This is a genomic window from Inquilinus ginsengisoli, assembly GCF_050434925.1.
Taxonomy (GTDB): domain Bacteria; phylum Pseudomonadota; class Alphaproteobacteria; order DSM-16000; family Inquilinaceae; genus Inquilinus; species Inquilinus ginsengisoli_B.
In genome coordinates, this window is sequence record NZ_JBNDJK010000001.1 from 7,483,623 (window position 1) to 7,505,454 (window position 21,832).

Genomic DNA, 21,832 nt, shown 5'->3' on the forward strand with positions numbered 1-21,832 from the left:
TTGCCAATTCGTCCGCCGTCCCCCATGTTTAGGGGGTCATTCTGGTTCGGACGGCCGGCCTGCTATGCCCTCGCGGCCGCGGATCCCTCGCCTTTCCCCTTCCCGTTTGATGCGTCGCGCAGTCCCGCGTGGCGCCAACCCCTCAACTGGAGGAAAAGCGATGCCGATCGGCACCGTGAAGTGGTTCAACAGCACCAAAGGCTTCGGTTTCATTCAGCCGGAGAGCGGCGGCCCGGACGTTTTCGTCCATATCTCGGCCGTCGAGCGCGCCGGGCTGCGTGGCCTCAACGAAGGCCAGCAGATCTCCTACGAAGAGCAGCGCGACCCGAAGCGCGGCAAGACCTCGGCGGAGAATCTGAAGGCCGTCTGAGCCTTCGATTGCGGAGCGGAACAGGAGCGCCCGCGCCGTCGGGCGCTCCTTTTCTTGTGACAGACCGGCGATGCGGAAGCGTCGCGCCAGAGGGAGGCCGTCATGCCGTTCAAGCCGAACTACAACCAGCAGCGCAGCGAACGCAACCGCGCCAAGGAACAGAAGAAGCAGGAAAAGCTGCAGAAGCGCGAGGAAGAGGCCGCCCGCCGCAAGGCCACCCAGGAGGGCGACGCACCCCAGGACGGCGACACGCCGCCGCAGGACGGCGAGACCGACCCGTCCTGACCCGAACCGTCACCGGAGTGCCCACATGGCCCGGAGCAAGAAACAATCCAATGACAGCACCTTCGTGCTGTTCAACGTCGTCTACCAGGACGGCACGCTGAGCTCGAACCGCAAGGTGCCGCGCGCCGAGGCCGATGGGCTGGACGGCGAGGCCCCCGTGCGGGCCTTCATCGAGGCCCAGGACCGCAAGATCGCCGAGATGTCCGGCAATCCCCGCGGCCCGATCAAGACCATGACCCGCCTGCGCGGCCAGTAGCCGATCAGGCGCGGCGGCCCGAAAGCCGCCGCCTCTCGACCTCATCCCATCCAGACCGCACTGAATTTTGCGTGGCTGCCGTCTTTCAGACGCAGATTCAGCCACTGGTCGACGAAGGCTTTGAACACCACGTCGCCGCGCGGCAGCAGATAGGCCTTCTCGGCGAAGGTGAAGGGCTGGTCCGGATGCACGGCGCAGAGACCGGGGCGCAACTTCTGCTGCAGCCGGGTCTCGCTGGCATCGGTGATCATCACATCGGCCCGGCCGGCCAGGATCTCATCGAAGATCTTGGTGTTGTCGGGGAAGATGGTGATCTCTGCCGACTTGATCCTCTCACGCACGAAAGCCTCGTTGGTGCCCCCCGGTGGCTCGATCACCCTGACACCGGGCTGGTCGATCTGCTCCACCGTCTGGAACTTGTCGACATTCTCGCATTTGGTGATCGGCGTCTTGCCGTCGACATCGATCGGGATGCTGAAGAAGGCCTGCTTCTGGCGCGGCAAGCTCACGCTGATGCCGCCCATCGCCATGTCGCAGGCGCCGCCGGTGAAATCCGCCATCAGCGTCTTCCAGCTGGTCTTGACGAACTCCGCCTTCACCCCGAGCGCGGCGGCCAGATCCTTGGCCATGTCGATGTCGATGCCCTCATACTCGCCCTTGGCCGGGTCGAGATAGGTGAAGGGCTTGTAGTCGCCGGTGGTGCAGACCTTCAGCACCCCGGCCTTGGCCACCGCGTCGAGCGTGTCGACGCGATCTGCCGCGGCCGCGGCGGTGGGCAGGACGAGCAGCAGAGCGGCGGCGAGCAGGCGCATGATTCCTCCCAGGGTATGATTCGGGAAGGATCTTAGTCGGACGAATGGGACGCCACCAACAGCCTCGTCCGCGCGGCCGGTCGCCGCTACCATCGCCGTCATGAAGCTGATCGCCTACACCATCGGTGGGACCCATCCGGAGATCCGGCCGGCCCCCGCCACCCGCGACTGGATGTCGGCGACGCCGGAGGGCTTCGCCTATCGCTGCCTGCCGCTCAACATCGCCAACGCCCATGGCTGGGAGATCCTGTGCCCGAGCCCGATCCGGGCCTGGTGGGACGGCGGCACGGCGCCGGAATCCGTGCGGGTCGAGACCGAGGGCGACGGTGCGGCCCCGGCGGTCGGCCATTTCGGCAGCGGCATCCTGACCTTCCACGTGCCGCTGCTGCTGCGCACCGAGCCGGGCTGCAATCTCTGGGTCTCCGGCCCGACCAACGCGCCGAAGGACGGCATCGCGCCGCTGACCGGCGTGGTCGAGACCGACTGGTCGCCTTACGGCTTCACCATGAACTGGCGCTTCACCCGGCCGAACCATCTGGTCGAGTTCTCCGCCGGCGAGCCCTTCTGCCTGTTCTTTCCGCTGGCGCGCGACACGGTCGAGGCGGTGGAGCCGGAGATCCGGCCGCTGTCCGACGACCCGGCACTGGAGGCGCGTTACTGGGCCTTCCACCAGGGCCGCACCGATTTCCTCGCCGATCTCAGCGTACCCGGCACCGAGGCCAATGAGGCGAAATGGCAGAAGGGCTACTACCGCGGCCTGGACACGGACGGGAGGCCTGTCCCGCAGCACCAGACCAAGCTGCGGCTGAAACCGTTCAGGGAGGGGTGACCCGGCGGAAGAAGAAAATGAGTCCCCCCTCCCCTCACCTCGCGGGAGGGGGTTAGGGGGAGGGGGTTTGAGCCGCTGGAGCCGACCTGAGTTCTGGCGATCCGGCCCAGACGGCGAAGTCTGTCCCTTTCCCATTCGCGCGCGGACGCGCGCAGCCCCCTCCCCCTGCCCCCCTCCCGCAAGGGGAGGGGGGACTAAAAAGGCGGGCCGAGAAGCTCCCGTAAACGGGAGGGTCAACGCGTTATTCCTTCAGCCGTTGGCTCGGACTTCGGCCACCACCGCTCCCACCTCATCTCCCCCCAGCCGCAGCGCCCGGGCGGTCAGGCGCCAGTTGAACGGGCTGCCGGGCTTGGCCTCGGTGCGTTCCGCCGCCAGCGCCCGGGCCACATCCGCCTGGCCACTGCGCAGCGCCGCCTCCACCAGGGTGAGATTCAGCACGTCGCGCTGGGCGTGGCTGCCGCCGAAGCGGTGCGCCACCGCCCGCACCGGGGCCAGCAGTTCGACCGCCGCGGCATGGTCGCCGGCGCCGAAGGCCCGCAGCGCCCGGCACACCGGCAGCCCGACCGCGGCCGTCATCGCCGCGTTGGTGCCGCCCGCCGCCGCGCTTCGGGCCTGCGCCGCCAGCAGCCGGCCGGCATCGGCGTCGCGGCCGGTGGCGACGAAGGCCATCATCGCGTGCATGTCGTTGAAGGCGTAATAGCCGTCCTCGGCCATCGGCGCCCAGGTCTCGGCCAGCTCGGCCCAGCGGCCGCCGGCGTCGACTCCGCGCAGATGCAGCCGCCACAGCAGCGCCGTGGCGTCCAGCGTCTCCAGCGCCACCGGCGAGGGCTGCGGCCGGATCGCCTCGTCGTAGAGCCGCAGCACCGTCGCGGTCTCGCCGAGGTCGAGATGGTACAGCGCCAGGTGCCACCAATTGTGGAAGGCGAACATGTTGTCCGGCGCCCAGTCGCCGGTGCGGCCGGTCAACCAGTCGACGCCCTCCGGCAGCCGGCCCTGCATCTCCATGACATGGGCGACGGCATGGATCGCCCAGGGATCGCGCGGCTGCAGCGCCACCGCCCGGCGGCCGGTGGCCTCGGCGGCGCGGTAGTCGCCGGCCTCCTCCAGGCCGAAGGCGTGCATGCCGAGGATGTAGCCATAGCCCGGCACCGCTTCGTCCCAACTCGGCAGCGCCCGGGCGATGCGGTCGCGCAGCAGCTGCGTGTGGCCGAGATAGAAGTCGCCGAGATGGGCGGCCTGCAGCGCCAGCCCGTCGCGCGGCCAGGCCTCGGCCACCCGGCCCCAGGCCTCGACCGCACCGGCGAAGTCGCCGTCCAGCCAGGCCCGCAGCGCCGCGATGTGGCCGCGCTCGCGCTCATTCGCCCCGGCCGCCAGCGCCTCCGCCGCCTCGACGCTCTGGCGCAGCGGCGCCTCGGCCGCCTTCTCCGTCGCCAGCGCCATCAGCGTGCCGCGCAGGCAGTGCCCCATGACGAAGCCCGGATCCTCGGCCAGCGCCGCCTCGATCTCCGCCAGCGGATCACGGAAATAGCTGTGCAGCCGCTCGGCCGCCGCCTCGTATCGGTCGAGCGCGGCGCGGCTGGTGGTCGAAACCGGAACGCCGCGGCTGTCGTGAAGGCCCATGACCCGATCCTCTCATGCTCTGGATCAGGATAGCCTAGCCTGTCCGCCCCGCGCTGCTTGTAACCTGCGTCACCCCGGAAATGGCGAAGCCCCCGTCCGGGCGGCGGGGGCTTCGGTGCTTGTCCTTGCGGCTGTAGAGCTTGCCGGACGGGACGATCTTGTGGCCGAGCCGGCGGGCGATCAGCGCATGCGGATCGCGCCGCTTCGGCCCGGCCTTGGGCGCGGGCGTCTTCATCTGCCTCTCCTTTCGGGCTGGGCCGCCGTGATATGGCCCTTCGCCGGTCCAACGCAAGCCTCGCAGCGCACGGCAGGTCCGACGTCACAGAAATGTCCGGAAACGCGAAACATCTGGCACCGTACAGGCGTTCATGCGACGAGTAGGCTCGCAACGAACGCCGCCGCGGACCGCTCGAGAACCGGGCCCCAGCAAAACCGAGGCACCCATCACGCGTACGAACGATTCTCCGGACCCCACCCGATCCAGCTGGTCGGCGCGGATCCGGCGCATCCGCAAGCACTATCGGCGCCACGGCCGCCGCCACCTCACCACGGTCACGCAGGCGCTGCCCCTCTATGCCCTGTACGGGCTGATGCGCGCGCTGCCGCTGGGCATCGCCTCCGCGCTCGGCGGCTGGGTCGGCCGCACCCTCGGGCCGCGCCTGGGCGCCTCACGCCGGGCCGACGCCAATCTCCGCCTGGTGATGCCGGAGCTGTCGGCCGCCGAGCGCGAGCGCGTGGTCCGTGGCATGTGGGACAATCTGGGCCGGGTGATCGCCGAGTTCCCGCATCTCGGCCAGCTGCGCCGCAGCGAGGCCCGGCGCCCCCGGCGCATCAAGGTCGAAGGGATCGAGCATTTCCTGGCCGCCCGCGACGGCGGCCGCGGCGTGGTGATGGCGATCGGCCATTTCGGCAATTGGGAGGTCGGAGCTGCCGTTGCCGCCAATCACGGCGTGCCCTTCACCGCCATCGCCCGGCCGCCCAAGAACCCGCTGGTCGGCCGGTTGCTGCACCGCATTCGCAGCTCGGTCGGCACCATCATGCTGGAGAAGCGGATGGAGGGGTCGGACGCCAAGCGCGCCCTGTCGGTGCTGCGCGCCGGCGGCGTGCTCGGGATGATGGTCGACCAGCGCTACAATGGCGGGCTGAAGGTGCCGTTCATGGGCCATGACGCCATGACCTCGCCCGGCGCCGTGGCCATGGCCTACCATCTCGACTGCGCCGTGATCCCGGTCCGGATCGAGCGGCTGCGGGGCGCCCGCTACCGCGCGGTGTTCGAGCCGGCGCTGGCAATCCGGCACACCGACGACCGCAAGGCCGATATCGAGGCGGCGACGATCGCGCTGAACGAGGTGGTTGAGAGCTGGGTCCGCGCCCGCCCGGAACAGTGGCTGTGGCTGCACAAGCGCTGGATGATGCCCCGCCCGCGCAAGCTGCGGCAGCGCGTGCGGGCCTACAAGGCCAGCCTGGCGGCGCTGAAGGACTGAGGGTTACAGCGCCGACCCGGAATCCAGCACCACATTGGCGCGGTATTCGACGCCGAGCGCGACATAGCCCTCCGCCAGCTTGCGGTGGTGCTCGTGCTCCTCGTCGGTCAGGGCGCGCACGAACCGGGCCGGGCCGCCGGCCCAGAGCTGGCCGGCCGGCACGCGCTTGCCGGGGGTCAGCAGCGCCCCGGCCGCGACCATGGCGCGGCTTTCCACCACCGCCCGGTCCATGACGCAGGCCTTCATGCCGACGAAGCTGCGGTTTTCCAGCGTGCAGGCATGGATCAGCGCCATGTGGCCGACGGTGACGTCGTCGCCGATATGGGTCGGCCCGTCCGCCGAGGCGACATGGATCACCGTGCCGTCCTGGATGTTGGTGCGGGCGCCGATTCGGATCGGCTGCATGTCGCCGCGGATGACGCAGCCGAACCAGACGCTGGTGCCCGGCCCGATCTCGACATCGCCGATCACCACCGCGCCGGGGGCGATGAAGGCGTCCGGCGCGATCCGCGGCTGCCTGTCGCGATAGGGCAGGATCACCGCGCCTGCAGCCATGGGGCTCAGGCCGCCTGCGACCGTGCCGGCAGCAGCCCGGCGGTCGGGGCAAGGCCCAGCGCCAGGTTCAGGTTCTGCACCGCGGCGCCCGACGCGCCCTTGCCGAGATTGTCGAGCTGGGCCACCAGCAGCGCCTGCTTTTCCTTGGCATTGCCGAAGACGAACAGGCGCAGCTGGTTGGTGCCGTTCAGCGCCTCGGGCTCCAGCTCCCCCAGCGCCTCGCTGTCGGCCAGCGGCGCGACGGAGACGAAGGCCTGGCCCTGGAAGTGCTCGGCCAGCGCCGCATGCAGGTCCACGGCCGTGGGTTGCTTGGGCAGCGACCACAGCTGCAGCGGCAGCGACACCAGCATGCCCTGGGCGAAATGGCCGACCGAGGGCACGAAGATCGGCGCATGCGCCAAGCCGGACCAGCGCTGCAGCTCCGGCACATGCTTGTGCGCCAGCTTCAGCCCGTACAGGAAGAAGGGCGGCCCCTTCTTCTCGGCCTCGTAACGGGCGATCAGGCTCTTGCCGCCGCCAGTGTAGCCGCTGGTCGCATTGATCGTGACCGGATGGTCGGCCGGCACCAGGCCGCGGTCGATCAGCGGCCGCAGCAGGGCGATGCCGCCGGTCGGGTAGCAGCCGGGATTGGAGATGCGCCTGGACGCCGCCACCGCCTCGGCCTGACCAGGCGCCAGCTCCGGGAAACCGTAGGTCCAGCCTTCGGCGGTGCGATAGGCGGTCGAGGCGTCGATCACCCGCACATCCGGGTTCTCGACCATCGCCACCGCCTCGCGCGCGGCGTCGTCGGGCAGGCACAGGATCGCGGCGTCGACCGAATTCAGCAGCCGGCGCCGGGCTGCCGGGTCCTTGCGCTCTGAGTCCGCCAGGCTGACGATCTCGACATCGGCACGGCCGGCCAGACGGTCGCGGATCTGCAGCCCCGTCGTACCAGCCTCGCCATCGATGAACACCGTCGCCGGCATCGCCTTGCCCTCGGAAAGAGATCGGAGGTGATAACTTAACACATCCGCGGGCGGAGCCGAACCGGCGTCGCGGTCATGGCCGATATTTGCGGGACGACAGCTTGGGGACCTGAGGCTGAGGTTCTTCGCCCTTCCCCTTTGTTGTCATTGCCGGCTTGACCCGGCAATCCAGGGGGCCACGGAGAGCCGCTCTGGCCGCCCCTGGATCCTCGGTCAAGCCCGAGGATGACAGTGAATTGGAGGCCGGATTCGTTCAGATCCCCGAAACGCGAAGCGTCGGCCTTCAGCTCCGCCCGGCCTTCAACTCCCGCAGCACCGTGGCGATGCGATCCAACGCGGCCGGGGCGTGCTCGTAGCCATGGGTGATGCGCAGATGGTGCTCGGCGCCGAGATACACGCCCGGCGCCACCAGCACCGAGGACCGGCGGCGGATGGCGTCGGCCACCGCGACCGAGGACAGGTCGAGATGGACCCGGACGAAGCCCAGCGCCGTAGCCGCGGGCGGCACCGCCGAGACCAGGTCGGAGTTGGCACCGATCCAGCGCTCCAGCCCCTCCCAGCCGCGGCGCGACAGCTCGCGCTGCCGGGCCATCAGCCGGGTGCGGGTCGCCGGCTCCAGCGCCAGCTCGGCCAGCAGCATCGACGGGCCGGCAGTGGCGATGACGACATATTCGTGCCGGCGCCACGCGTCTTCGACCAATGCCTTCGGCCCGAGCAGCCAGCCGACCCGCAGCCCGGCCAAGCCATAGGCCTTGGACAGGCTGCCGACCACCACCGTCCGCGCGTACCCGCCCCAGAAGCTCGGCGTCTCCGTATCGGCCAGCCGCTCGGTGCCGCGATAGACCTCGTCGACATGCAGCCAGGCGCTGGCCTTGGCCGCGATGGCGGTGATCCGCGCCGCCTCGGCCGCCGTCAGGATGCTGCCGGTCGGATTGTTCGGGTTGACAATGGCGATCATCCGGGTGCGTGGCCCGACCGCCGCCTCCAGCGCATCGAGATCCGGTCGCCAGCCATCGTCCGGCAGCAGCGGGAAGCTCTTCACCGTGCAGCCGAGATTGCGGGCGATGCCCCAGACCTGGCGGTAGCCCGGCTCCATCACCACGATCTCGTCGCCCGGCGACAGCAGCGTCTGGCACAGGATCTGGTTCGCCTCGGACGCGCCCGCCGTGACCAGCACCTGGTCGGCCGTGGCGCCGTCATAGAGTCCGGCGATCCGGGCCCGCAGCGCATCGGTGCCGTTGACCTGCGGGTAGAACAGCACCTGGTCGAGCAGCCGGTCGACCGTGTCCGGCCTCAGCACCTCGCGCACCGCGGCGCAGCGCACCGAGCTGTCGGCCAGGTTGTACTCGACCGTGTGCTCCCACTCCGATTGCCAATGCTCGAGCTCGAAAGGCTGGAAGGTCATCGCCGCATCCCCGAAATCCGTCGCCATGCGTACTGCAATATATTACATATTGATCGGTAACAAGATGCGAATGGAGATGGCGTCAGTGACATCGTCGCAGGAGGTGCTGCAGCGGATCGCCCGGCGGCTGCGCCAGGAACGCCAAATCCGCGGCCTGAGCCAGGCGGCGCTGGCCGAGCGCAGCGGCGTGTCGCCCCGCATGCTGGCGCTGATCGAGAAGGCCGAAACCAATCCGAGCATCGCCACGCTGGCCGAGATCGCGGCGGCGCTCGGCATCGGCTTCGGCGAGCTGGTGGGCGGCGAGGCGGCGGCCGCGGCACGGGCGATCCCGCCGGAGGAATTCGTGCCGATGTGGCAGTCCGAGGCCGGCAGCGCCCGACTGCTCGCCTCCGGCGGCCGGGCCGAGCTGTGGGACTGGGCGCTGGCGGCCGGCGCCCGCTACGACGCCAGCCCGGACCCGGCCGGGACGGTCGAGCTGATCCGAGTGCTTGAGGGTACGCTGGTGCTGGAGGTCGACGGCACCGCCCTCGCCGCCCCCGCCGGCCACGCGCTGCGCCTGGCCAGCGACCGGCCCTACGCCTATCGGGCGGAAGGCGGGCCGGTGCGCTTCGTCAAGGTGGTCAGCCCGGGCGGCCGGGGCTGAGTCACACTGCCTCACCCGACAAAGTATGCTTGCCTCGCCTGGCTTCGGCCGTCACCATGCGGGCCGCGGACCCTACCAGAGCGGCGATCGGATGACCCCATCGCGACGCAACGCCGTGCTGGCCATCGTCGCCGGCAGCCTGCTGATGACGGCCGCGCCGGCCACCTATCCTCCGGCGCCGGAGCTGGCTGTCTCCTCGGTCCCGTCCGTTACCCCCGGCATCCCGCTCCGCCCGGACGTTCCGGCCGACATTCCGCATTCCGGCGACCACGCCTTCGCCGAGTTGCTGGCCGCGGCCGAGAGCAGCCACGATCCGCTGCAGATGAACAAGGGCGGCTATGCCGGGCTGTTCCAGCTCGGCGACTCGGCGGCGGCGATCGCCGGCATCTACGATCCGGGCGAACCCCTGTCGGCCGAGGACACCCGCAACCGCTGGCGCGGCACCTTCCACATCCCCGGTTATCCCGGGGTCCGCTCGATCGGCGATTTCCTCGACACGCCCGCGGCCCAGGTCGCGGCCTTCCGCCTGCACCTCGCCCATCTCGACCGTGAGATCGCGCAGCGCGGCCTCAACCGGCGGATCGGCGGCTATGTCGCCGGGGTGCCCATCACCTGGGACGGGCTGCGCGCCATGATGCATCTGGGCGGGCCGGACGGGACCGAGCGCTTCATCGCCACCTCCGGCGCCTACGACCCGGCCGATGACAATGGCGTGCGGATCAGCGATTACGGCCGCCGCTTCGCCGGCGTCACCGCCATCCAGCCGACCAAGCCGGCGGTGATCCCGACCGTGGCAACCACGGTGGCCGCCCCTGCCCCGGCCGGACCCGCCAGCCCGGCCGTGGTGACCCCGACTCTGGTCGCGATCACGCCCTCGCCGCGAAGACGCCCCCCGGAACGACAAAGGGGCGCCCGAAGGCGCCCCTTTCCGAACATTGGATCCGAAACCCGGATCAGCGCTTGGAGAACTGGAAGCTCCGGCGGGCACCGGCCTTGCCGTACTTCTTGCGCTCGACCACGCGCGAGTCGCGGGTGAGGAAGCCGTGCGCCTTCAGCGCCGGGCGCAGGCCCGGCTCGTAATGCTCCAGCGCGCGGCTGAGGCCGTGCCGGACCGCGCCGGCCTGGCCGGAGAGGCCGCCGCCCTTGACGGTGCAGACGACGTCGAACTGGTTCGCCCGGTCGCACACCTCGAACGGCTGCTTCAGCAGCATGCGCAGCACCGGACGGGCGAAGTAGATCTCCTGGTCGCGGCCGTTGACCGTGACCTTGCCGGTGCCCGGCTTGATCCAGACGCGGGCGACCGCGTCTTTGCGGCGGCCGGTGCCGTAGGCACGGCCCTGGGCGTCGCGCTTCGGCTCCACCGGCGCGGCGGCCTCGGCCACGGCACCTTCGAGGGTCGGCTTCAGATCGGAGAGGGACTGCAGATCGGCCACGGCCTTACCTCTTGTTCTTCGGATTCATGGCAGCGACGTCCAGCGCCTCGGGCTGCTGCGCCTCGTGCGGATGCGACGCACCGGCATAGACCTTGAGGTTGCCCATGACCTTCCGGCCCAGCGGGCCGCGGGTGATCATGCGCTCGACCGCCTTCTCGATCACACGCTCCGGATGGGCGCCGTCGAGGATCTGGCCCTTCGACCGGCCCTTGATGCCGCCGGCATAGCCGGTGTGCCAGTAGAAGATGCTGTCCTGGCGCTTGTTGCCGGTCAGGCGGACCTTCTCGGCATTGACGACGATGACGTTGTCGCCGGTGTCGACGTGCGGGGTGAAGATGGTCTTGTGCTTGCCGCGAAGGCGCATCGCGATGATGCTGGCAAGCCGACCGAGAACGACGCCGTCGGCGTCGACCACGATCCACTTCTTCTCCACCTCGGCGGGCTTGGCGGAATATGTCTTCATGACGGGCCCTTGATCGAGGGTCGGGAACGGATGCCGCCGGACACCCCTGGGGAGGGGCCCGGCGAGAGGCGGCTGTCTACGCGGCCAGCCTGCCCGCGTCAACGGAAAAAAGCGGCGATCCGACAGTCACTTAGCGGAACGGTATTCGAATACCTTCTTCGTAAGCCGCAGGATCGCTGGCGTTCGGCACTATAGTGATCATCACGCCGCGGCGAAGCCCTGCATCACCAGCCGGACCAGATCGGCCTGGCGATGGGTGCCGGTCTTGTCGAACACGGCCTTGAGATAGCCGCGGACCGTGTTGGCGCTGATGCCCCAGGCCTCCGCCAGGCTGCCGATGGTGGCGCCGGAGGCCAGGCGCGCGGCCACCTCCGCCTCCCGCCCGGTCAGGCCGAAGGCGGCGATCAGCGCGCGCTCGTCGACCGACCGCGCGGCATCCGGCGCCGCGATGAAGATCGCCGCCCGCGCCGGGCCGCAGCGCCCGTCCGCCGGATCGATTGCGGTGACGGGCGCGACCGTCAGCACCAGCGGCGCCCCGCCCTCCGGATCCGACAGGCACAGCCGGGCCGAGGCCGCCGCGGCGGATCGTGGTGAGGCGGCCTCGGCCGGCCGTGTCACGATCGCCGACATCGCGCCCACCAGCTGGCGCAGCAGATTGGTCTCTGCCGGCAGCGCCGCCGCCACCCCGGCGGAGGACAGGCGCAGGCCGCGATGCCGGCGGGCGATCTCCGCCGCGCGCCGGTTGACGAAATGCGGCCGGCAATCGCGGTCGACCAGGATGACGCCGCTGTCCAGCGCCTCCAGCGCCGACCGGCTTTCCGCCACCTGCAGCTCGCTGGCGGCGAGGCGGCGACGCAGGCGCTGCGCCGCCGCGAAATGCGGCATCACCAGTTGCAGCGCCTGCAGCTCGGCCGGCGCGAAATCCCGGACCTTGGGCGGCCGGCAGACGGCGACGGTGTGCGACCGAGTCCGCCCGCGCCAGGCGAAGACGCCGGCGCGGAAGCCGTTCATCGGCCGGACGATCTCATTGTACATCTCGGTGCGTAGGAAGTCGGAATCGGCCACCAGGCTGGACGACGCCACCGTCCGTTCCGCCGGGATCGAGCGCAGCCAGGCCTCCGCCGGGCCGCCGCTGGATGCCGCCTCGGCGAAGCGGTTCAAAGGATCGCGGTCGACACCGACGCCGAGGCCCGTGGCCGCCCGTCCCGCCTCCCGGGTCAGCAGCACCGCATGGTCGGCCCCGACCAGCCGGCGCACGGCTTCGAGGCCGTCCCTCCATCCCTCCGGCCGCAGGGCCGCATCATAGATCCGCTCGACAGCACCGGAAACCGCTTCGGCCAACATGCTTGCCCCACCGGAAATCACGCGAATGCGCAAAGGAGGGCACAAGACGGGCAGAAGATGGCAATCCTCGGGACCGCTTTGTGGCAGCCTGCCATAACTGGCAAGCCAGTTAGGGGCGCGGCGGGACCGAAGAGGTGCCGGTGGCGTTGACCGCCAACTCGCTTTCGACCAGTGGCGTCGGAGCGTGGCCAAAGCTCCCAGGATCGCGCCCTTTGCCTTGCCGCGCATCCTCTGTTCGGATGACGCCGACGCCGCCGTGCTAAGGCAAGATGACCGGGCTTCACCGCAGCAACAAAGCAGACGGGACGGCTGGCATGGCGATCAATGGCGATGGCAACAAGAACATCCTGAACGGAACTGTAAACGACGACGAAATCAACGCCTATGGCGACGACGACTTCGTTCGGGGCGATTCCGGCGCCGACCTGATTGACGGCGGCTACGGCGACGACACTCTGTATGGCGATCTCGGCGATGACACGATCCATGGCGGCTACGGCAACGATGATCTCGACGGCGGCACCTCCTACGGCGACTCCAATGACGGCAACGACAAGCTCTATGGCGACTACGGCGACGACTACATCGACGGCTACAGCGGCGACGACCAGCTCTTTGGTGGCTATGGCGACGACCGCATCGACGACAGGCTAGGCAATTCGGGCCTGTATTCCGGAGATGCGGGAAACGACGATATCTATATCGGCCACGACACCGCATCTGGGCTGACGACCTACATCTACGGCGGCGGCGACGACGACTACATCCGCTCCGATGGAGACGGAACGAACTATATGGATGGCGGCTCCGGCAACGATTTCGTCTATCGCTATGCCGTGGGCAACGACAGCCTTTACGGCGGTACGGGCGATGACGAAATCCGCGCCGGCGATGGGAACGACCAGATCGACGGTGGTGACGACGAGGACAGCTGTTCCGGGGACGAAGGGAACGACACGATCGCGGGCGGCGCGGGCGACGATCGACTCTATGGCTCGGCGGGCTTCGACCGGCTGACCGGCGGCAGCGGGGTCGACTATCTCGACGGCGGCGCCGATGGCGACGTCTATGTCGTCGGCGCGCAAGACTTCTCCCCGGCCGGCGTGTTTCTCGACGAGATCAGGGAGTATGCCGGCGGCGGCATCGACGGGATCGAAGGCTCGCTCTCGCTGTCGCTGTCGCTCGCCGGTTTCGAAGCGATCGAGAATCTCGTCCTGGTGGAATATGCCCTCGGCCTCAACCTGTCGGGCACGGGCAACGGCCTGGCCAATGCCATCTCGGGCGCAGTTGGCAACAATGTGCTGTCGGGCCTGGCCGGCAACGATAGTCTTTTCGGATTTGACGGCGACGATGTCCTGCGGGGCGGATCGGGCGCCGACCGGCTGGACGGCGGCAACGGTGCCGACATTGCGACCTATTGGGAGAGCGCCACGGGCGTCATCGCCAACCTCGCGACCGGCACAGGCGCCGGCGGCTATGCCCAGGGCGATACCTATTTCGGCATCGAGCACATCACCGGCAGCCAGGGCGCGGATCTGCTGACCGGCAACGCCGGCGCCAACACGCTGCGCGGCGAAGGCGGCAACGACGCGCTTCGCGGCGGCGGCGGCGCGGACTCCCTGGACGGCGGCAGCGGGCTGGACACCGCCTCCTATGCGACGGCGGCCGCCGGCGTCACGGTCAATCTGGGCATCCGGGTCGGATCGTCCGGCGAAGCGCTCGGCGACGTCTACACCAGCATCGAGAACGTCACCGGCTCGGCCAGCAGCGACACCATCACGGGCGACAGCGGCGCCAATGTACTGAACGGCTGGGCCGGACGGGACACCCTGGCCGGCGGCGCCGGCGCCGACCGCTTCAGCTTCTCTGCCGCGTGGCACAGCGCCGTCGGCGCGAATGCCGACCGGATCACCGACTTCACCCGGTCGCAAGGTGACAGGATCGATCTTTCGGCCATCGACGCCAAGACCACGGCGGCCGGCGACCAGGCCTTCAGCTTCATCGGCGCGGCGGCTTTCAGCCATGTCGCCGGGCAGTTGCGCTACATCGCTTCCGGCCCTTCCACCATCATCGCCGGCGACGTGAACGGCGACGGCACATCCGACTTCCACATCGTGCTGACGCGGGTTCTCGCATTGCAGTCCGGGGATTTCGTGCTGTAGCGGCCGGTCATCCGCGCGGCGGGATCGAGTAGGTGCCGGTGGCATGGGCCACCGGCTCGTCCTCGCCTTCGGAGAACAGCAGCACCTCGCCATAGGCCAGGCGCTTGCCGAGCTTGAGCAGGCGGGCCTCGGCGATCACCGGCACCAAGGCCGGGCGGCGCAGGAAGTTGATCGCCATCGAGGTGGTGACCGCCAGCTCGACCCGCCCGATCCGGCTGAGCACGGCGGCGTAGAGCGCGACATCGGCCAACCCGAACAGGGCCGGGCCGGTGATGGTGCCGCCGGGTCGCACGAAGTCCTCGCGGCAGGGCATCACCAGCGTCGCCGTGCCCGCGCCCAGCGCCGCGACCGTCACCCCGAAGGCGCCGATCAGCGGCACGCCCTCGCGGATGATGGCTTCCATGGTCTCGGCCTCGATTGCCGGCTGCATCGCGCCCTCCCCTTCCGGTTTCCGCCAGTAGGGCGGAGCGCGGCGGCCGCCGCAAGCCTCCGCTCGCAGCCGCCATCACCGGGATCGAGCAGCATGGTCGATCGGTCGGCTCGCGGGTCGGAGCTAAAGCACAAAATCCACCGCGGTCAGGGCATGGTCGGAATAGACGGTGATGATCGAATCCTGGATCTTGTCGCCGTCAACGTCGAGATAGACGCCCTGGCGGCCATCGGCGAAACCGACCACCCGCAGCTCGCCCGCGGCGCCGGTGAAGCCGCCGGTGCCGAAGCTGAAGGCGGTGTCGCCATTGGCCGCGTTGCCGTCGGCATCGATGCCGGCGAGGTCGATCCGGTCGCCGGTGGCGAAGTCCGCGATCGTGTCCTTGCTGGACGCGGCCACGGTGCTGTCGCCGATGGCGCTGTAGACGAAGCTGTCGTTGCCGGCGCCGCCCTTCAGGAAATCGGCTCCGGTCCCGCCGGCGATCACGTCGTTTCCGGCGCCGCCCCAGAGGGTGTTGTTGCCGGCGTCGCCGGCCAGATTGTCGGCGAAGGCGGAGCCGACCACCTGCTCCACCCCGGTCAGGGTGTCGCCCTCGGCGTCGCCGCCCAAGCCGGTGCCGGCCTGGAGGCTGATGCTCACTCCTTCGGCAGAGCCGCTGTAGGACGCCGTGTCGATGCCGGCTCCGCCGGTGATGGCGTCGGCCCCGGCCCCGGCCTCGATGGTGTCGTTGCCATCGCCGCCATCGATCCGATCGTTGCCCGCCCCGCCGACGAGCCGGTCGTCGCCGGCGCCGCCGTCGAGCACATTGGCACCCGTGCTGCCGTTGAGGCGATCTCCGAAGGCGGAGCCGGTGAGAAACTCAATCGCCTGCAGCGTGTCGCCTTCGGCATCCCCGCCGACACCGGTGCCGGCCGCGAGATTGACCGTCACGGCCGCGGTGGAGAGGCTGTAATCGGCGAGGTCGGTGCCGACCCCGCCATTGAGCGCGTCGGCGCCGGCACCGCCGTCGAGCCGGTCGTCGCCGACACCCCCGTTCAGTTGGTCATTGCCGGCATCGCCGGCGAGACGGTCGGCGCCGGCGCCGGCATTGACGAGGTCGTCGCCCCCTGCGGCCGACAGGACATCGTCGCCGTCCCAGCCCCAAAGCTGGTTGTTGCCCGCGTCGCCCCGCAGCGTGTCGCCGAAGTTGCTGCCGTTGAGATACTCAATGCCCGAATACGTGTCCCCGGCGGCGTGGCCGCCGACCCCGGCAGCGCCGGATTCGAGGTCGATGGTCACGGCAGCCGGCGAGTCGAAGTAATCGACGAAATCGTTGCCGCCTCCGCCACTGAGCATGTCTGCCCCGGCGCCGCCGTTGAGGGTGTCATTGCCGTCATCGCCGTCGAGGGTGTCGTTGCCATCCCCGCCGACGAGAACGTCCTGGTCCGCCCCGCCATGGAGAGCATCGTCCCCGGCATTTCCGGCGACGAGGTCGTCTCCGTCGTCGCCATTGACCGTGTCATTGCCGCCGGCGCCATTGAGCACATCGTTGCCGCCCAGGCCGCTGACCGTGTCGGCATCGGCCGTGCCGGGGTAGAAATCGGCGCCGGCAGTTCCGGTGAAGTTCGCCATCTCCAATGATCTCCGCAAAGGTTCGCGCCCCGTGACGCCGTCACGGATCCGCAAGAAGTCGGAATGGGGTGAGATGCTTTGGAGCGCCGGTCGACTGGCGTCGCCAGCCCGGGCGCGTCAGCGAGTCGGTCGAGAGAGCCCTGAACCTCCGTTACAGCATCCCAGGATAAAGAAAAGGCCACCTCGGGGACGGAATCCAGCGGAAATTGCTCGGGTCCGCCTTTGCTTTTCGCTCCTTGGCGACGTTCATCGAACCAGGTCGGCATGTCGGCCTTTCACCCCTCGCGGAGCAGCCGAGCGACCGAGCAGGCCGAGTCGTTAACGCAATGTTCATTGCGCGATCTGCCGGTCTTCGTTCATCATACGTTCTATGGAGCCCGCACCAGAGGATCTCGACGTCCAGGCCTATTGCCGCAGCCTTGCGCTGCAGCAGGTCCGGACGCTCACGCGCCTGGCCGGGATCGCCATGCAGTTGGCCGAGGGCGAAGGCGCCCGTGCGCTGGCCGCCCAGGCCCGGGCCGCAGAGCCGAAGGCCGACGTGGCCGCGGTGCAGGCGGCCCGGGCCGAGGCCCAGGAGGCCGGGCTGGCCTTCAGCCGCTTTTCCAACTCGGTGCAGCGCTCGCTGGCCCAGCGCGCCCGCGCCGCCGACCGGCTCTGCGCCCGCGACAAGGCCGAGGCCCCCGAGCGCGAGGCCGCCCGCAAAGCCCGCCGCGACCGCCACTGCCACGAGGTCGAGCACGCCCTGCGCTTCATGATCGGGGACGAATTCCAGGATGAGGCCCGCATCGACGCTCTCGAGGCCGAGCTCAAGGAACGGATCGAGGAGCTCTACGAGGGCGAGGAGGTCCGGGTCGAGGACCGGCCGCTCGGCTCGGTGATGGCCGGACTGGCCTGCGGCCTGGGGATCGCCGAGGAATGGCGGCGCTGGGCGCCCGGCTGGCCGGGACTGCCGAACCCGGCCCGGTCGGTCGGCAGCGAGGCCGAGGTCGAGGCCGAGCGGGCCTTCCCCGACATCGACCCGACCCGGATCCCCGGGATCAGGGCCGGGCTGGCGGTACGGCTGCAGGAGGCCGACGTGATCGAGTGGCTCGACAACAAGTCCACCTTCACCGTCGCCGACCGCCTCTGCCGCTCCCTCGGCGTCGACCACTTCCTCTGTCTCGAAGACCCGGACGCTCCCGACACCGGGTAAGGGCCGAACGCCGCGGCGGCAGGACGGAGGAGACTTCGTGGCTGTTTCATCCGCCGGGCGTCGGGGTAGAGTGCGTGCCGCACCGACCGGACCCGAGGAACCGCCATGTCCGCCGACCCGCTGCCCGCCGCCTCCCCGGCGGAAGACGCCCTGCTGCTGCGGCAGGATGCCGACGGCGTCACCGTGCTGACCCTGAACCGCCCGGCGGCGCGCAATGCCCTGTCGCTGTCGCTGATGCTGACGCTGGAGACCGAGCTGCAGGCGATCCGCCAGGACGAATCGGTCAAGGTGGTGATCCTGGCTGCATCCGGCCCGGCCTTTTGCGCCGGCCACGACCTCAAGGAGCTGCGCGCCGACCCGGGCCGCGAGCATTACGAGCGCGTCTTCGCCGAGTGCTCGGCCCTGATGCTGGCGATCACGCGGCTGCCCAAGCCGGTGATCGCCCAGGTCCAGGGCATGGCGACCGCCGCCGGCTGCCAGTTGGTCGCCACCTGCGACCTCGCCGTCGCCTCGTCCGAGGCGCGTTTCGCCACGCCGGGGGTGAATATCGGCCTATTCTGCTCCACCCCCATGGTCGCGCTGTCGCGCGCCGTCGGCCGCAAGCCGGCGATGGAGATGCTGCTGACCGGCGACGCCGTGACCGCCGACCGGGCGCGCGAGCTGGGCCTGGTCAACCGGCTGGTTCCGGCCGCCCGGCTGGCCGAGGAGACGATGGCCCTGGCCCGGCAGATCGCGGCGAAATCGCCGCTGACCCTGGCGATCGGCAAGGAAGCCTTCTACGAGCAGGCGGAGCTGGGGCTGCAGGGCGCCTATGAATATGCGAGCGAGGTGATGGTGCGGAACATGCTGGCCCGCGACGCCGAGGAAGGCATCGACGCTTTCCTGGAAAAGCGCCCGCCCGTCTGGCAGGGGCGCTGAGACCGGAATGGATCACGAGCGCTACGAGGACGCCTATCTCCGCGGCATCCTGCGCGGGGTGAAGACCATCGCCATGGTCGGCGCCAGCCCGAACTGGAACCGCCCCAGTTACTTCGCCATGACCTATCTGCAGGGCAAGGGCTACAAGGTCATCCCGGTCAATCCCGGCGTCGCCGGCCAGACCATCCTGAAGGAGACGGTCTACGCCCGCCTGGCGGACGTGCCGGTGCCGGTCGACATGGTCGACATCTTCCGCAACAGCGAGGCCGCGGCGGGGGTGGTGGACGAGGCGCTGGCTCTGCCGGTCAAGCCCAAGGTGATCTGGATGCAGCTCGGCGTGCGCAACGACGCCGCCGCGGCGAAGGCGGAGGCCGCCGGCATCCAGGTGGTGATGAACCGCTGCCCGAAGATCGAATGGGCGCGGCTGAACGGCGAGCTGAGCTGGATGGGCACCTCGTCGCGCGTGATCTCGTCGAAGATGCAGAAAAAGGGATAGGGACATGTCCGAGAACAGCAGCGGCCCCGGCTTCGAGACGCTGGCCATCCATGCCGGCGCCCGGCCGGACCCGACCACCGGGGCGCGGCAGACGCCGATCTACCAGACCACATCCTTCGTCTTCGAGGATGCCGAGCACGCGGCGTCGCTGTTCAACCTGCAGAAGCTGGGCTTCATCTACAGCCGGCTGACCAACCCGACCGTGTCGGTGCTGGAGGAGCGGATCGCCTCGCTGGAAGGCGGGGTCGGCGCCATCGCCGCCGCCTCCGGCCACGGCGCCCAGTTGCTGGCGCTGTTCCCGTTCATGGAGCCGGGGGCCGAGATCGTCGCCGCCAACAAGCTGTATGGCGGGTCGATCAACCAGCTCGGCAACAGCTTCAAGCGCGCCTTCGGCTGGGTCACCCATTTCGTCGATGCCGACGACCCGGAGAACACCCGCCGCGCCGCCAACGACAAGACCCGGGCGATCTTCATCGAGAGCCTGGCCAACCCCGGCGGCGTGGTCAGCGACATCGAGGCGATCGCCAAGGTGGCGCGCGACCTGGGCGTGCCGCTGATCGTCGACAACACCATGGCGACCCCGTATCTGTGCCGGCCGATCGAGCACGGCGCCGACATCGTCGTCCACTCCACCACCAAGTTCCTGTCCGGCAACGGCACCTCGATCGGCGGCGTGGTGGTCGATTCCGGCCGCTTCAACTGGGCCCAGTCCGACAAGTTCAAGGGCCTGACCGGCGAGGAGCCCGGCTATCACGGCCTGCGCTTCCACGAGACCTTCGGCGACCTGGCCTACACCTTCTACGGCCATGCCGTCGGCCTGCGCGACCTGGGCGTCAACCAGCAGCCGATGAACGCCTTCCTCACCCTCCTGGGCATCGAGACGCTGGCGCTGCGGATGGACCGGCACGTCGAGAATGCGCAGAAGGTGGCGGAGTTCCTGTCGACCCACCCGTCGGTCGAGTGGGTGAACTACGCCGGCCTGCCGTCGTCGAAATACCACGCCCTGGCCAGGCGATACCTGCCGCGCGGCGCGGGCTCGGTCTTCACCTTCGGCGTCAAGGGCGGCTTCGATGCCGGCGTCAAGGTGGTGGAGGGCGTCGAGCTGCTGAGCCACCTGGCCAATATCGGCGACGCCCGGTCGCTGATCATCCACCCGGCCTCGACCACCCACCGCCAGCTGACGCCGGAGGGCCTGAAGGCCGCCGGCGCCGGGCCGGAGGTGATCCGCCTGTCGATCGGCCTGGAATCGGTCGGCGACATCATCGCCGACCTCGACCAGGCGCTGCGGGCGGCGGCCGGGATCTGACGTCTCGCGCGGGCCGGATCCGCCACTCTGGCGGATTCGGCCGATGTGGGCCGAGGACGGCGACAGCTCTTTACTTCCTATTCTCTTACATACAATAATATGTTGAGTTGAATTTTACCAAATTTGCAACTCACAAACTTTAGCATCGGGGATATAAATGAAGGCATTTCTACTTGGGCTCGCCGCAGCGGTGAGCCTCAGCGCCTGTTCCTCCATCATCGAAGGCACGTCCCAGGAAGTCGCGGTCAACACCAACCCACCCGGAGCCATGTGCCGGCTTGAGCGAGAAGGCACCGTGATTGCGACCATTCCGGTGACGCCGGCGGCCACGACCATCAAGAAGACCAAGCACGACATCACAATTTCTTGCGAGAAGGCGGGATTTCAGACGGCCACCTTCATGAACAAGTCGGATGTCGCCGGTGCCACCGTCGGCAACATCATCCTGGGCGGCGGCATCGGCTGGGCGATCGATTCCGCCAGTGGTGCCGACAACAAATACACATCGCCGGTGAACATCACCCTGGTTCCCGCGGGTGTCGGCGGCCCCGCCCTGGTTCGCCAGAACAACGCCGCCCCGGTGCTGCAGATGAAGCCCGTCGGCTCTTGACCGTGCACGCCAGCGGCTCGGTGCTGCTGGAGACCTAGCCGACCTGCTCGACCGTCAGGCTTCCTGCCGGCAGCGGCTGCAGCAGGGTCTTTGCCGATATCGATGGGTCCAGCCAGGCGGCCCAGTCGGCACGGTCCAGGATGGCGACCTGGCGGTCGTGATAGGGCGTGATATCCGGCCCGGGAGCCGTGGTCAGCATGGTGAAGGCTTCGCCCACATCGGGTGCGGCCCGCCAGATCCCGGCGATGCAGAACCAGGGCTGTCCCGCCCTGGTGAACAGCCACTTGTCCTTCCGCTTCTTCCCCGGCTCTGCCGGGTCGGTGAACTCGTAGAAGCCGTCGGCGATGATCAGGCAGCGGCCGGTGGCGAATTCACGGCCGTCGGAGCGGAAGTTGTACACCGGCCTGCCGCCCGGCCCCGGCCAGCTCCAGCGCCGCTGCACCAGGTCGCCAGCCCCGCCCTCGACCATGCGGATGATCGGAGCGGTGTCGGTGATCCTGATGCTGTCCCGGGCCTCGAGGTTCGGCATGCCCTCGGAGGCGCGGAGCGCGATCCCCGCAGCCGCAAAGTCCTGGTTGACCGTCGCGACGTCCACTCTCGAGCTGTACTCGTTGCACATCGGCGTCGCCCTCCCTTCCCGTCA

The 21,832-nt window shown here is 69.3% G+C and carries 25 protein-coding genes; 13 read left to right on the forward strand and 12 right to left on the reverse strand.

Annotated elements, in window-relative coordinates; all coding sequences use genetic code 11:
• The first annotated feature begins 160 nt into the window (after positions 1-160).
• The 3 genes from QFZ27_RS35000 to QFZ27_RS35010 all read left to right on the forward strand — a co-directional run bounded on the left by QFZ27_RS35000 (position 161) and on the right by QFZ27_RS35010 (position 911).
• Positions 161-370, forward strand: a complete 210-nt coding sequence (locus QFZ27_RS35000) for a cold-shock protein (protein WP_034847508.1) — start codon at positions 161-163, stop codon at positions 368-370.
• A gap of 102 nt (positions 371-472) precedes the next feature.
• Positions 473-655 carry a hypothetical protein gene (locus tag QFZ27_RS35005; RefSeq protein WP_429231245.1) on the forward strand — a complete coding sequence of 61 codons (183 nt, stop codon included), beginning with the start codon at positions 473-475 and terminating at the stop codon, positions 653-655.
• A gap of 25 nt (positions 656-680) precedes the next feature.
• Complete coding sequence (locus tag QFZ27_RS35010; RefSeq protein ID WP_429231246.1) at positions 681-911, forward strand: hypothetical protein; 231 nt, start codon at positions 681-683, stop codon at positions 909-911.
• Between the two features lie 41 nt (positions 912-952).
• Here the strand turns inward: QFZ27_RS35010 and QFZ27_RS35015 are convergent, their stop codons facing one another.
• Positions 953-1,723, reverse strand: a complete 771-nt coding sequence (locus QFZ27_RS35015; protein WP_429231248.1) for a transporter substrate-binding domain-containing protein — start codon at positions 1,721-1,723, stop codon at positions 953-955.
• Between the two features lie 100 nt (positions 1,724-1,823).
• Here QFZ27_RS35015 and QFZ27_RS35020 point away from each other — a divergent pair, with 100 nt between their 5' ends.
• Entirely contained in the window at positions 1,824-2,552 is a 729-nt protein-coding gene (locus QFZ27_RS35020) for a DUF6065 family protein (protein WP_429231250.1), read from the forward strand.
• Between the two features lie 249 nt (positions 2,553-2,801).
• On the opposite strand, the gene QFZ27_RS35025 is transcribed toward QFZ27_RS35020, so the two are convergent.
• Both QFZ27_RS35025 and QFZ27_RS35030 read right to left on the reverse strand, forming a co-directional pair.
• Positions 2,802-4,172, reverse strand: coding sequence for a tetratricopeptide repeat protein (locus QFZ27_RS35025; RefSeq protein ID WP_429231252.1), 1,371 nt, complete (start codon positions 4,170-4,172; stop codon positions 2,802-2,804).
• Between the two features lie 34 nt (positions 4,173-4,206).
• Positions 4,207-4,407 (reverse strand): hypothetical protein, encoded by a 201-nt coding sequence (locus QFZ27_RS35030; protein ID WP_429231253.1) that lies wholly within the window; start codon positions 4,405-4,407, stop codon positions 4,207-4,209.
• Between the two features lie 133 nt (positions 4,408-4,540).
• Between QFZ27_RS35030 and QFZ27_RS35035 the strand changes: the two genes are divergently transcribed.
• Positions 4,541-5,656: a lysophospholipid acyltransferase family protein gene (locus QFZ27_RS35035; RefSeq protein ID WP_429231255.1), complete on the forward strand. Its 1,116-nt coding sequence runs from the start codon at positions 4,541-4,543 to the stop codon at positions 5,654-5,656.
• A gap of 3 nt (positions 5,657-5,659) precedes the next feature.
• Here QFZ27_RS35035 and QFZ27_RS35040 read toward each other — a convergent pair whose 3' ends face one another.
• The 3 genes from QFZ27_RS35040 to QFZ27_RS35050 all read right to left on the reverse strand — a co-directional run bounded on the left by QFZ27_RS35040 (position 5,660) and on the right by QFZ27_RS35050 (position 8,581).
• Positions 5,660-6,211, reverse strand: coding sequence for a gamma carbonic anhydrase family protein (locus QFZ27_RS35040; RefSeq protein ID WP_429231256.1), 552 nt, complete (start codon positions 6,209-6,211; stop codon positions 5,660-5,662).
• Positions 6,212-6,216: 5 nt separating this feature from the next.
• Positions 6,217-7,176: an N-acetyl-gamma-glutamyl-phosphate reductase gene (gene argC / locus QFZ27_RS35045; RefSeq protein ID WP_429231258.1), complete on the reverse strand. Its 960-nt coding sequence runs from the start codon at positions 7,174-7,176 to the stop codon at positions 6,217-6,219.
• Positions 7,177-7,459: 283 nt separating this feature from the next.
• Positions 7,460-8,581 (reverse strand): aminotransferase class I/II-fold pyridoxal phosphate-dependent enzyme, encoded by a 1,122-nt coding sequence (locus QFZ27_RS35050; RefSeq protein WP_429231260.1) that lies wholly within the window; start codon positions 8,579-8,581, stop codon positions 7,460-7,462.
• 85 nt (positions 8,582-8,666) lie between these two features.
• Between QFZ27_RS35050 and QFZ27_RS35055 the strand changes: the two genes are divergently transcribed.
• Together QFZ27_RS35055 and QFZ27_RS35060 are read left to right on the forward strand one after the other, a co-directional pair.
• A complete protein-coding gene (locus QFZ27_RS35055) occupies positions 8,667-9,224 on the forward strand; it encodes a helix-turn-helix domain-containing protein (RefSeq protein WP_429231262.1) in 558 nt (185 codons plus the stop codon).
• 91 nt (positions 9,225-9,315) lie between these two features.
• Entirely contained in the window at positions 9,316-10,260 is a 945-nt protein-coding gene (locus QFZ27_RS35060; RefSeq protein WP_429231263.1) for a hypothetical protein, read from the forward strand.
• Here QFZ27_RS35060 and rpsI read toward each other — a convergent pair.
• The 3 genes from rpsI to QFZ27_RS35075 all read right to left on the reverse strand — a co-directional run bounded on the left by rpsI (position 10,178) and on the right by QFZ27_RS35075 (position 12,464).
• Positions 10,178-10,657, reverse strand: coding sequence for a 30S ribosomal protein S9 (gene rpsI / locus QFZ27_RS35065; RefSeq protein ID WP_429231265.1), 480 nt, complete (start codon positions 10,655-10,657; stop codon positions 10,178-10,180). The genes QFZ27_RS35060 and rpsI overlap by 83 nt on opposite strands.
• A 4-nt stretch (positions 10,658-10,661) precedes the next feature.
• A complete protein-coding gene (gene rplM / locus QFZ27_RS35070; RefSeq protein ID WP_429231267.1) occupies positions 10,662-11,120 on the reverse strand; it encodes a 50S ribosomal protein L13 in 459 nt (152 codons plus the stop codon).
• 201 nt (positions 11,121-11,321) lie between these two features.
• Complete coding sequence (locus QFZ27_RS35075) at positions 11,322-12,464, reverse strand: helix-turn-helix transcriptional regulator (protein WP_429231268.1); 1,143 nt, start codon at positions 12,462-12,464, stop codon at positions 11,322-11,324.
• Between the two features lie 314 nt (positions 12,465-12,778).
• Between QFZ27_RS35075 and QFZ27_RS35080 the strand changes: the two genes are divergently transcribed.
• Positions 12,779-14,626 (forward strand): calcium-binding protein, encoded by a 1,848-nt coding sequence (locus tag QFZ27_RS35080; RefSeq protein ID WP_429231270.1) that lies wholly within the window; start codon positions 12,779-12,781, stop codon positions 14,624-14,626.
• A 7-nt stretch (positions 14,627-14,633) separates the two neighbouring features.
• On the opposite strand, the gene QFZ27_RS35085 is transcribed toward QFZ27_RS35080, so the two are convergent.
• The gene (locus QFZ27_RS35085; RefSeq protein ID WP_429231272.1) at positions 14,634-15,056 is read right to left on the reverse strand and encodes a PaaI family thioesterase; all 423 of its coding nucleotides are present in this window, start codon (positions 15,054-15,056) and stop codon (positions 14,634-14,636) included.
• Positions 15,057-15,179: 123 nt separating this feature from the next.
• A complete protein-coding gene (locus tag QFZ27_RS35090; RefSeq protein ID WP_429231273.1) occupies positions 15,180-16,667 on the reverse strand; it encodes a calcium-binding protein in 1,488 nt (495 codons plus the stop codon).
• 370 nt (positions 16,668-17,037) lie between these two features.
• Between QFZ27_RS35090 and QFZ27_RS35095 the strand changes: the two genes are divergently transcribed.
• The 5 genes from QFZ27_RS35095 to QFZ27_RS35115 all read left to right on the forward strand — a co-directional run bounded on the left by QFZ27_RS35095 (position 17,038) and on the right by QFZ27_RS35115 (position 21,189).
• Positions 17,038-17,859: a hypothetical protein gene (locus tag QFZ27_RS35095; RefSeq protein ID WP_429231275.1), complete on the forward strand. Its 822-nt coding sequence runs from the start codon at positions 17,038-17,040 to the stop codon at positions 17,857-17,859.
• Positions 17,860-17,964: 105 nt separating this feature from the next.
• Positions 17,965-18,777 (forward strand): enoyl-CoA hydratase, encoded by an 813-nt coding sequence (locus QFZ27_RS35100; RefSeq protein ID WP_429231276.1) that lies wholly within the window; start codon positions 17,965-17,967, stop codon positions 18,775-18,777.
• A 7-nt stretch (positions 18,778-18,784) separates the two neighbouring features.
• Positions 18,785-19,273: a CoA-binding protein gene (locus tag QFZ27_RS35105; protein WP_429231278.1), complete on the forward strand. Its 489-nt coding sequence runs from the start codon at positions 18,785-18,787 to the stop codon at positions 19,271-19,273.
• A 4-nt stretch (positions 19,274-19,277) separates the two neighbouring features.
• Complete coding sequence (locus QFZ27_RS35110) at positions 19,278-20,579, forward strand: O-acetylhomoserine aminocarboxypropyltransferase (RefSeq protein WP_429231279.1); 1,302 nt, start codon at positions 19,278-19,280, stop codon at positions 20,577-20,579.
• Positions 20,580-20,736: 157 nt separating this feature from the next.
• Positions 20,737-21,189, forward strand: a complete 453-nt coding sequence (locus QFZ27_RS35115) for a hypothetical protein (protein ID WP_429231280.1) — start codon at positions 20,737-20,739, stop codon at positions 21,187-21,189.
• Between the two features lie 34 nt (positions 21,190-21,223).
• Here the strand turns inward: QFZ27_RS35115 and QFZ27_RS35120 are convergent, their stop codons facing one another.
• Positions 21,224-21,784, reverse strand: coding sequence for an SOS response-associated peptidase (locus QFZ27_RS35120; RefSeq protein WP_429231281.1), 561 nt, complete (start codon positions 21,782-21,784; stop codon positions 21,224-21,226).
• Positions 21,785-21,832 lie beyond the last annotated feature (48 nt).

Bases quoted from the DNA above. Each gene is read 5' to 3' on its own strand.
- QFZ27_RS35080 (WP_429231270.1), top strand. From the start codon at position 12,779: ATGGCGATCAATGGCGATGGCAACAAGAACATCCTGAACGGAACTGTA.
- QFZ27_RS35075 (WP_429231268.1), bottom strand. From the start codon at position 12,464: ATGTTGGCCGAAGCGGTTTCCGGTGCTGTCGAGCGGATCTATGATGCG.
- QFZ27_RS35110 (WP_429231279.1), top strand. From the start codon at position 19,278: ATGTCCGAGAACAGCAGCGGCCCCGGCTTCGAGACGCTGGCCATCCAT.
- QFZ27_RS35010 (WP_429231246.1), top strand. From the start codon at position 681: ATGGCCCGGAGCAAGAAACAATCCAATGACAGCACCTTCGTGCTGTTC.
- QFZ27_RS35090 (WP_429231273.1), bottom strand. From the start codon at position 16,667: ATGGCGAACTTCACCGGAACTGCCGGCGCCGATTTCTACCCCGGCACG.
- QFZ27_RS35035 (WP_429231255.1), top strand. From the start codon at position 4,541: ATGCGACGAGTAGGCTCGCAACGAACGCCGCCGCGGACCGCTCGAGAA.
- QFZ27_RS35040 (WP_429231256.1), bottom strand. From the start codon at position 6,211: ATGGCTGCAGGCGCGGTGATCCTGCCCTATCGCGACAGGCAGCCGCGG.
- QFZ27_RS35095 (WP_429231275.1), top strand. From the start codon at position 17,038: ATGGAGCCCGCACCAGAGGATCTCGACGTCCAGGCCTATTGCCGCAGC.
- QFZ27_RS35000 (WP_034847508.1), top strand. From the start codon at position 161: ATGCCGATCGGCACCGTGAAGTGGTTCAACAGCACCAAAGGCTTCGGT.
- QFZ27_RS35100 (WP_429231276.1), top strand. From the start codon at position 17,965: ATGTCCGCCGACCCGCTGCCCGCCGCCTCCCCGGCGGAAGACGCCCTG.
- QFZ27_RS35105 (WP_429231278.1), top strand. From the start codon at position 18,785: ATGGATCACGAGCGCTACGAGGACGCCTATCTCCGCGGCATCCTGCGC.
- QFZ27_RS35020 (WP_429231250.1), top strand. From the start codon at position 1,824: ATGAAGCTGATCGCCTACACCATCGGTGGGACCCATCCGGAGATCCGG.
- QFZ27_RS35115 (WP_429231280.1), top strand. From the start codon at position 20,737: ATGAAGGCATTTCTACTTGGGCTCGCCGCAGCGGTGAGCCTCAGCGCC.
- QFZ27_RS35025 (WP_429231252.1), bottom strand. From the start codon at position 4,172: ATGGGCCTTCACGACAGCCGCGGCGTTCCGGTTTCGACCACCAGCCGC.
- QFZ27_RS35005 (WP_429231245.1), top strand. From the start codon at position 473: ATGCCGTTCAAGCCGAACTACAACCAGCAGCGCAGCGAACGCAACCGC.
- rplM (WP_429231267.1), bottom strand. From the start codon at position 11,120: ATGAAGACATATTCCGCCAAGCCCGCCGAGGTGGAGAAGAAGTGGATC.
- QFZ27_RS35060 (WP_429231263.1), top strand. From the start codon at position 9,316: ATGACCCCATCGCGACGCAACGCCGTGCTGGCCATCGTCGCCGGCAGC.
- QFZ27_RS35085 (WP_429231272.1), bottom strand. From the start codon at position 15,056: ATGCAGCCGGCAATCGAGGCCGAGACCATGGAAGCCATCATCCGCGAG.
- QFZ27_RS35015 (WP_429231248.1), bottom strand. From the start codon at position 1,723: ATGCGCCTGCTCGCCGCCGCTCTGCTGCTCGTCCTGCCCACCGCCGCG.
- QFZ27_RS35030 (WP_429231253.1), bottom strand. From the start codon at position 4,407: ATGAAGACGCCCGCGCCCAAGGCCGGGCCGAAGCGGCGCGATCCGCAT.
- argC (WP_429231258.1), bottom strand. From the start codon at position 7,176: ATGCCGGCGACGGTGTTCATCGATGGCGAGGCTGGTACGACGGGGCTG.
- QFZ27_RS35050 (WP_429231260.1), bottom strand. From the start codon at position 8,581: ATGACCTTCCAGCCTTTCGAGCTCGAGCATTGGCAATCGGAGTGGGAG.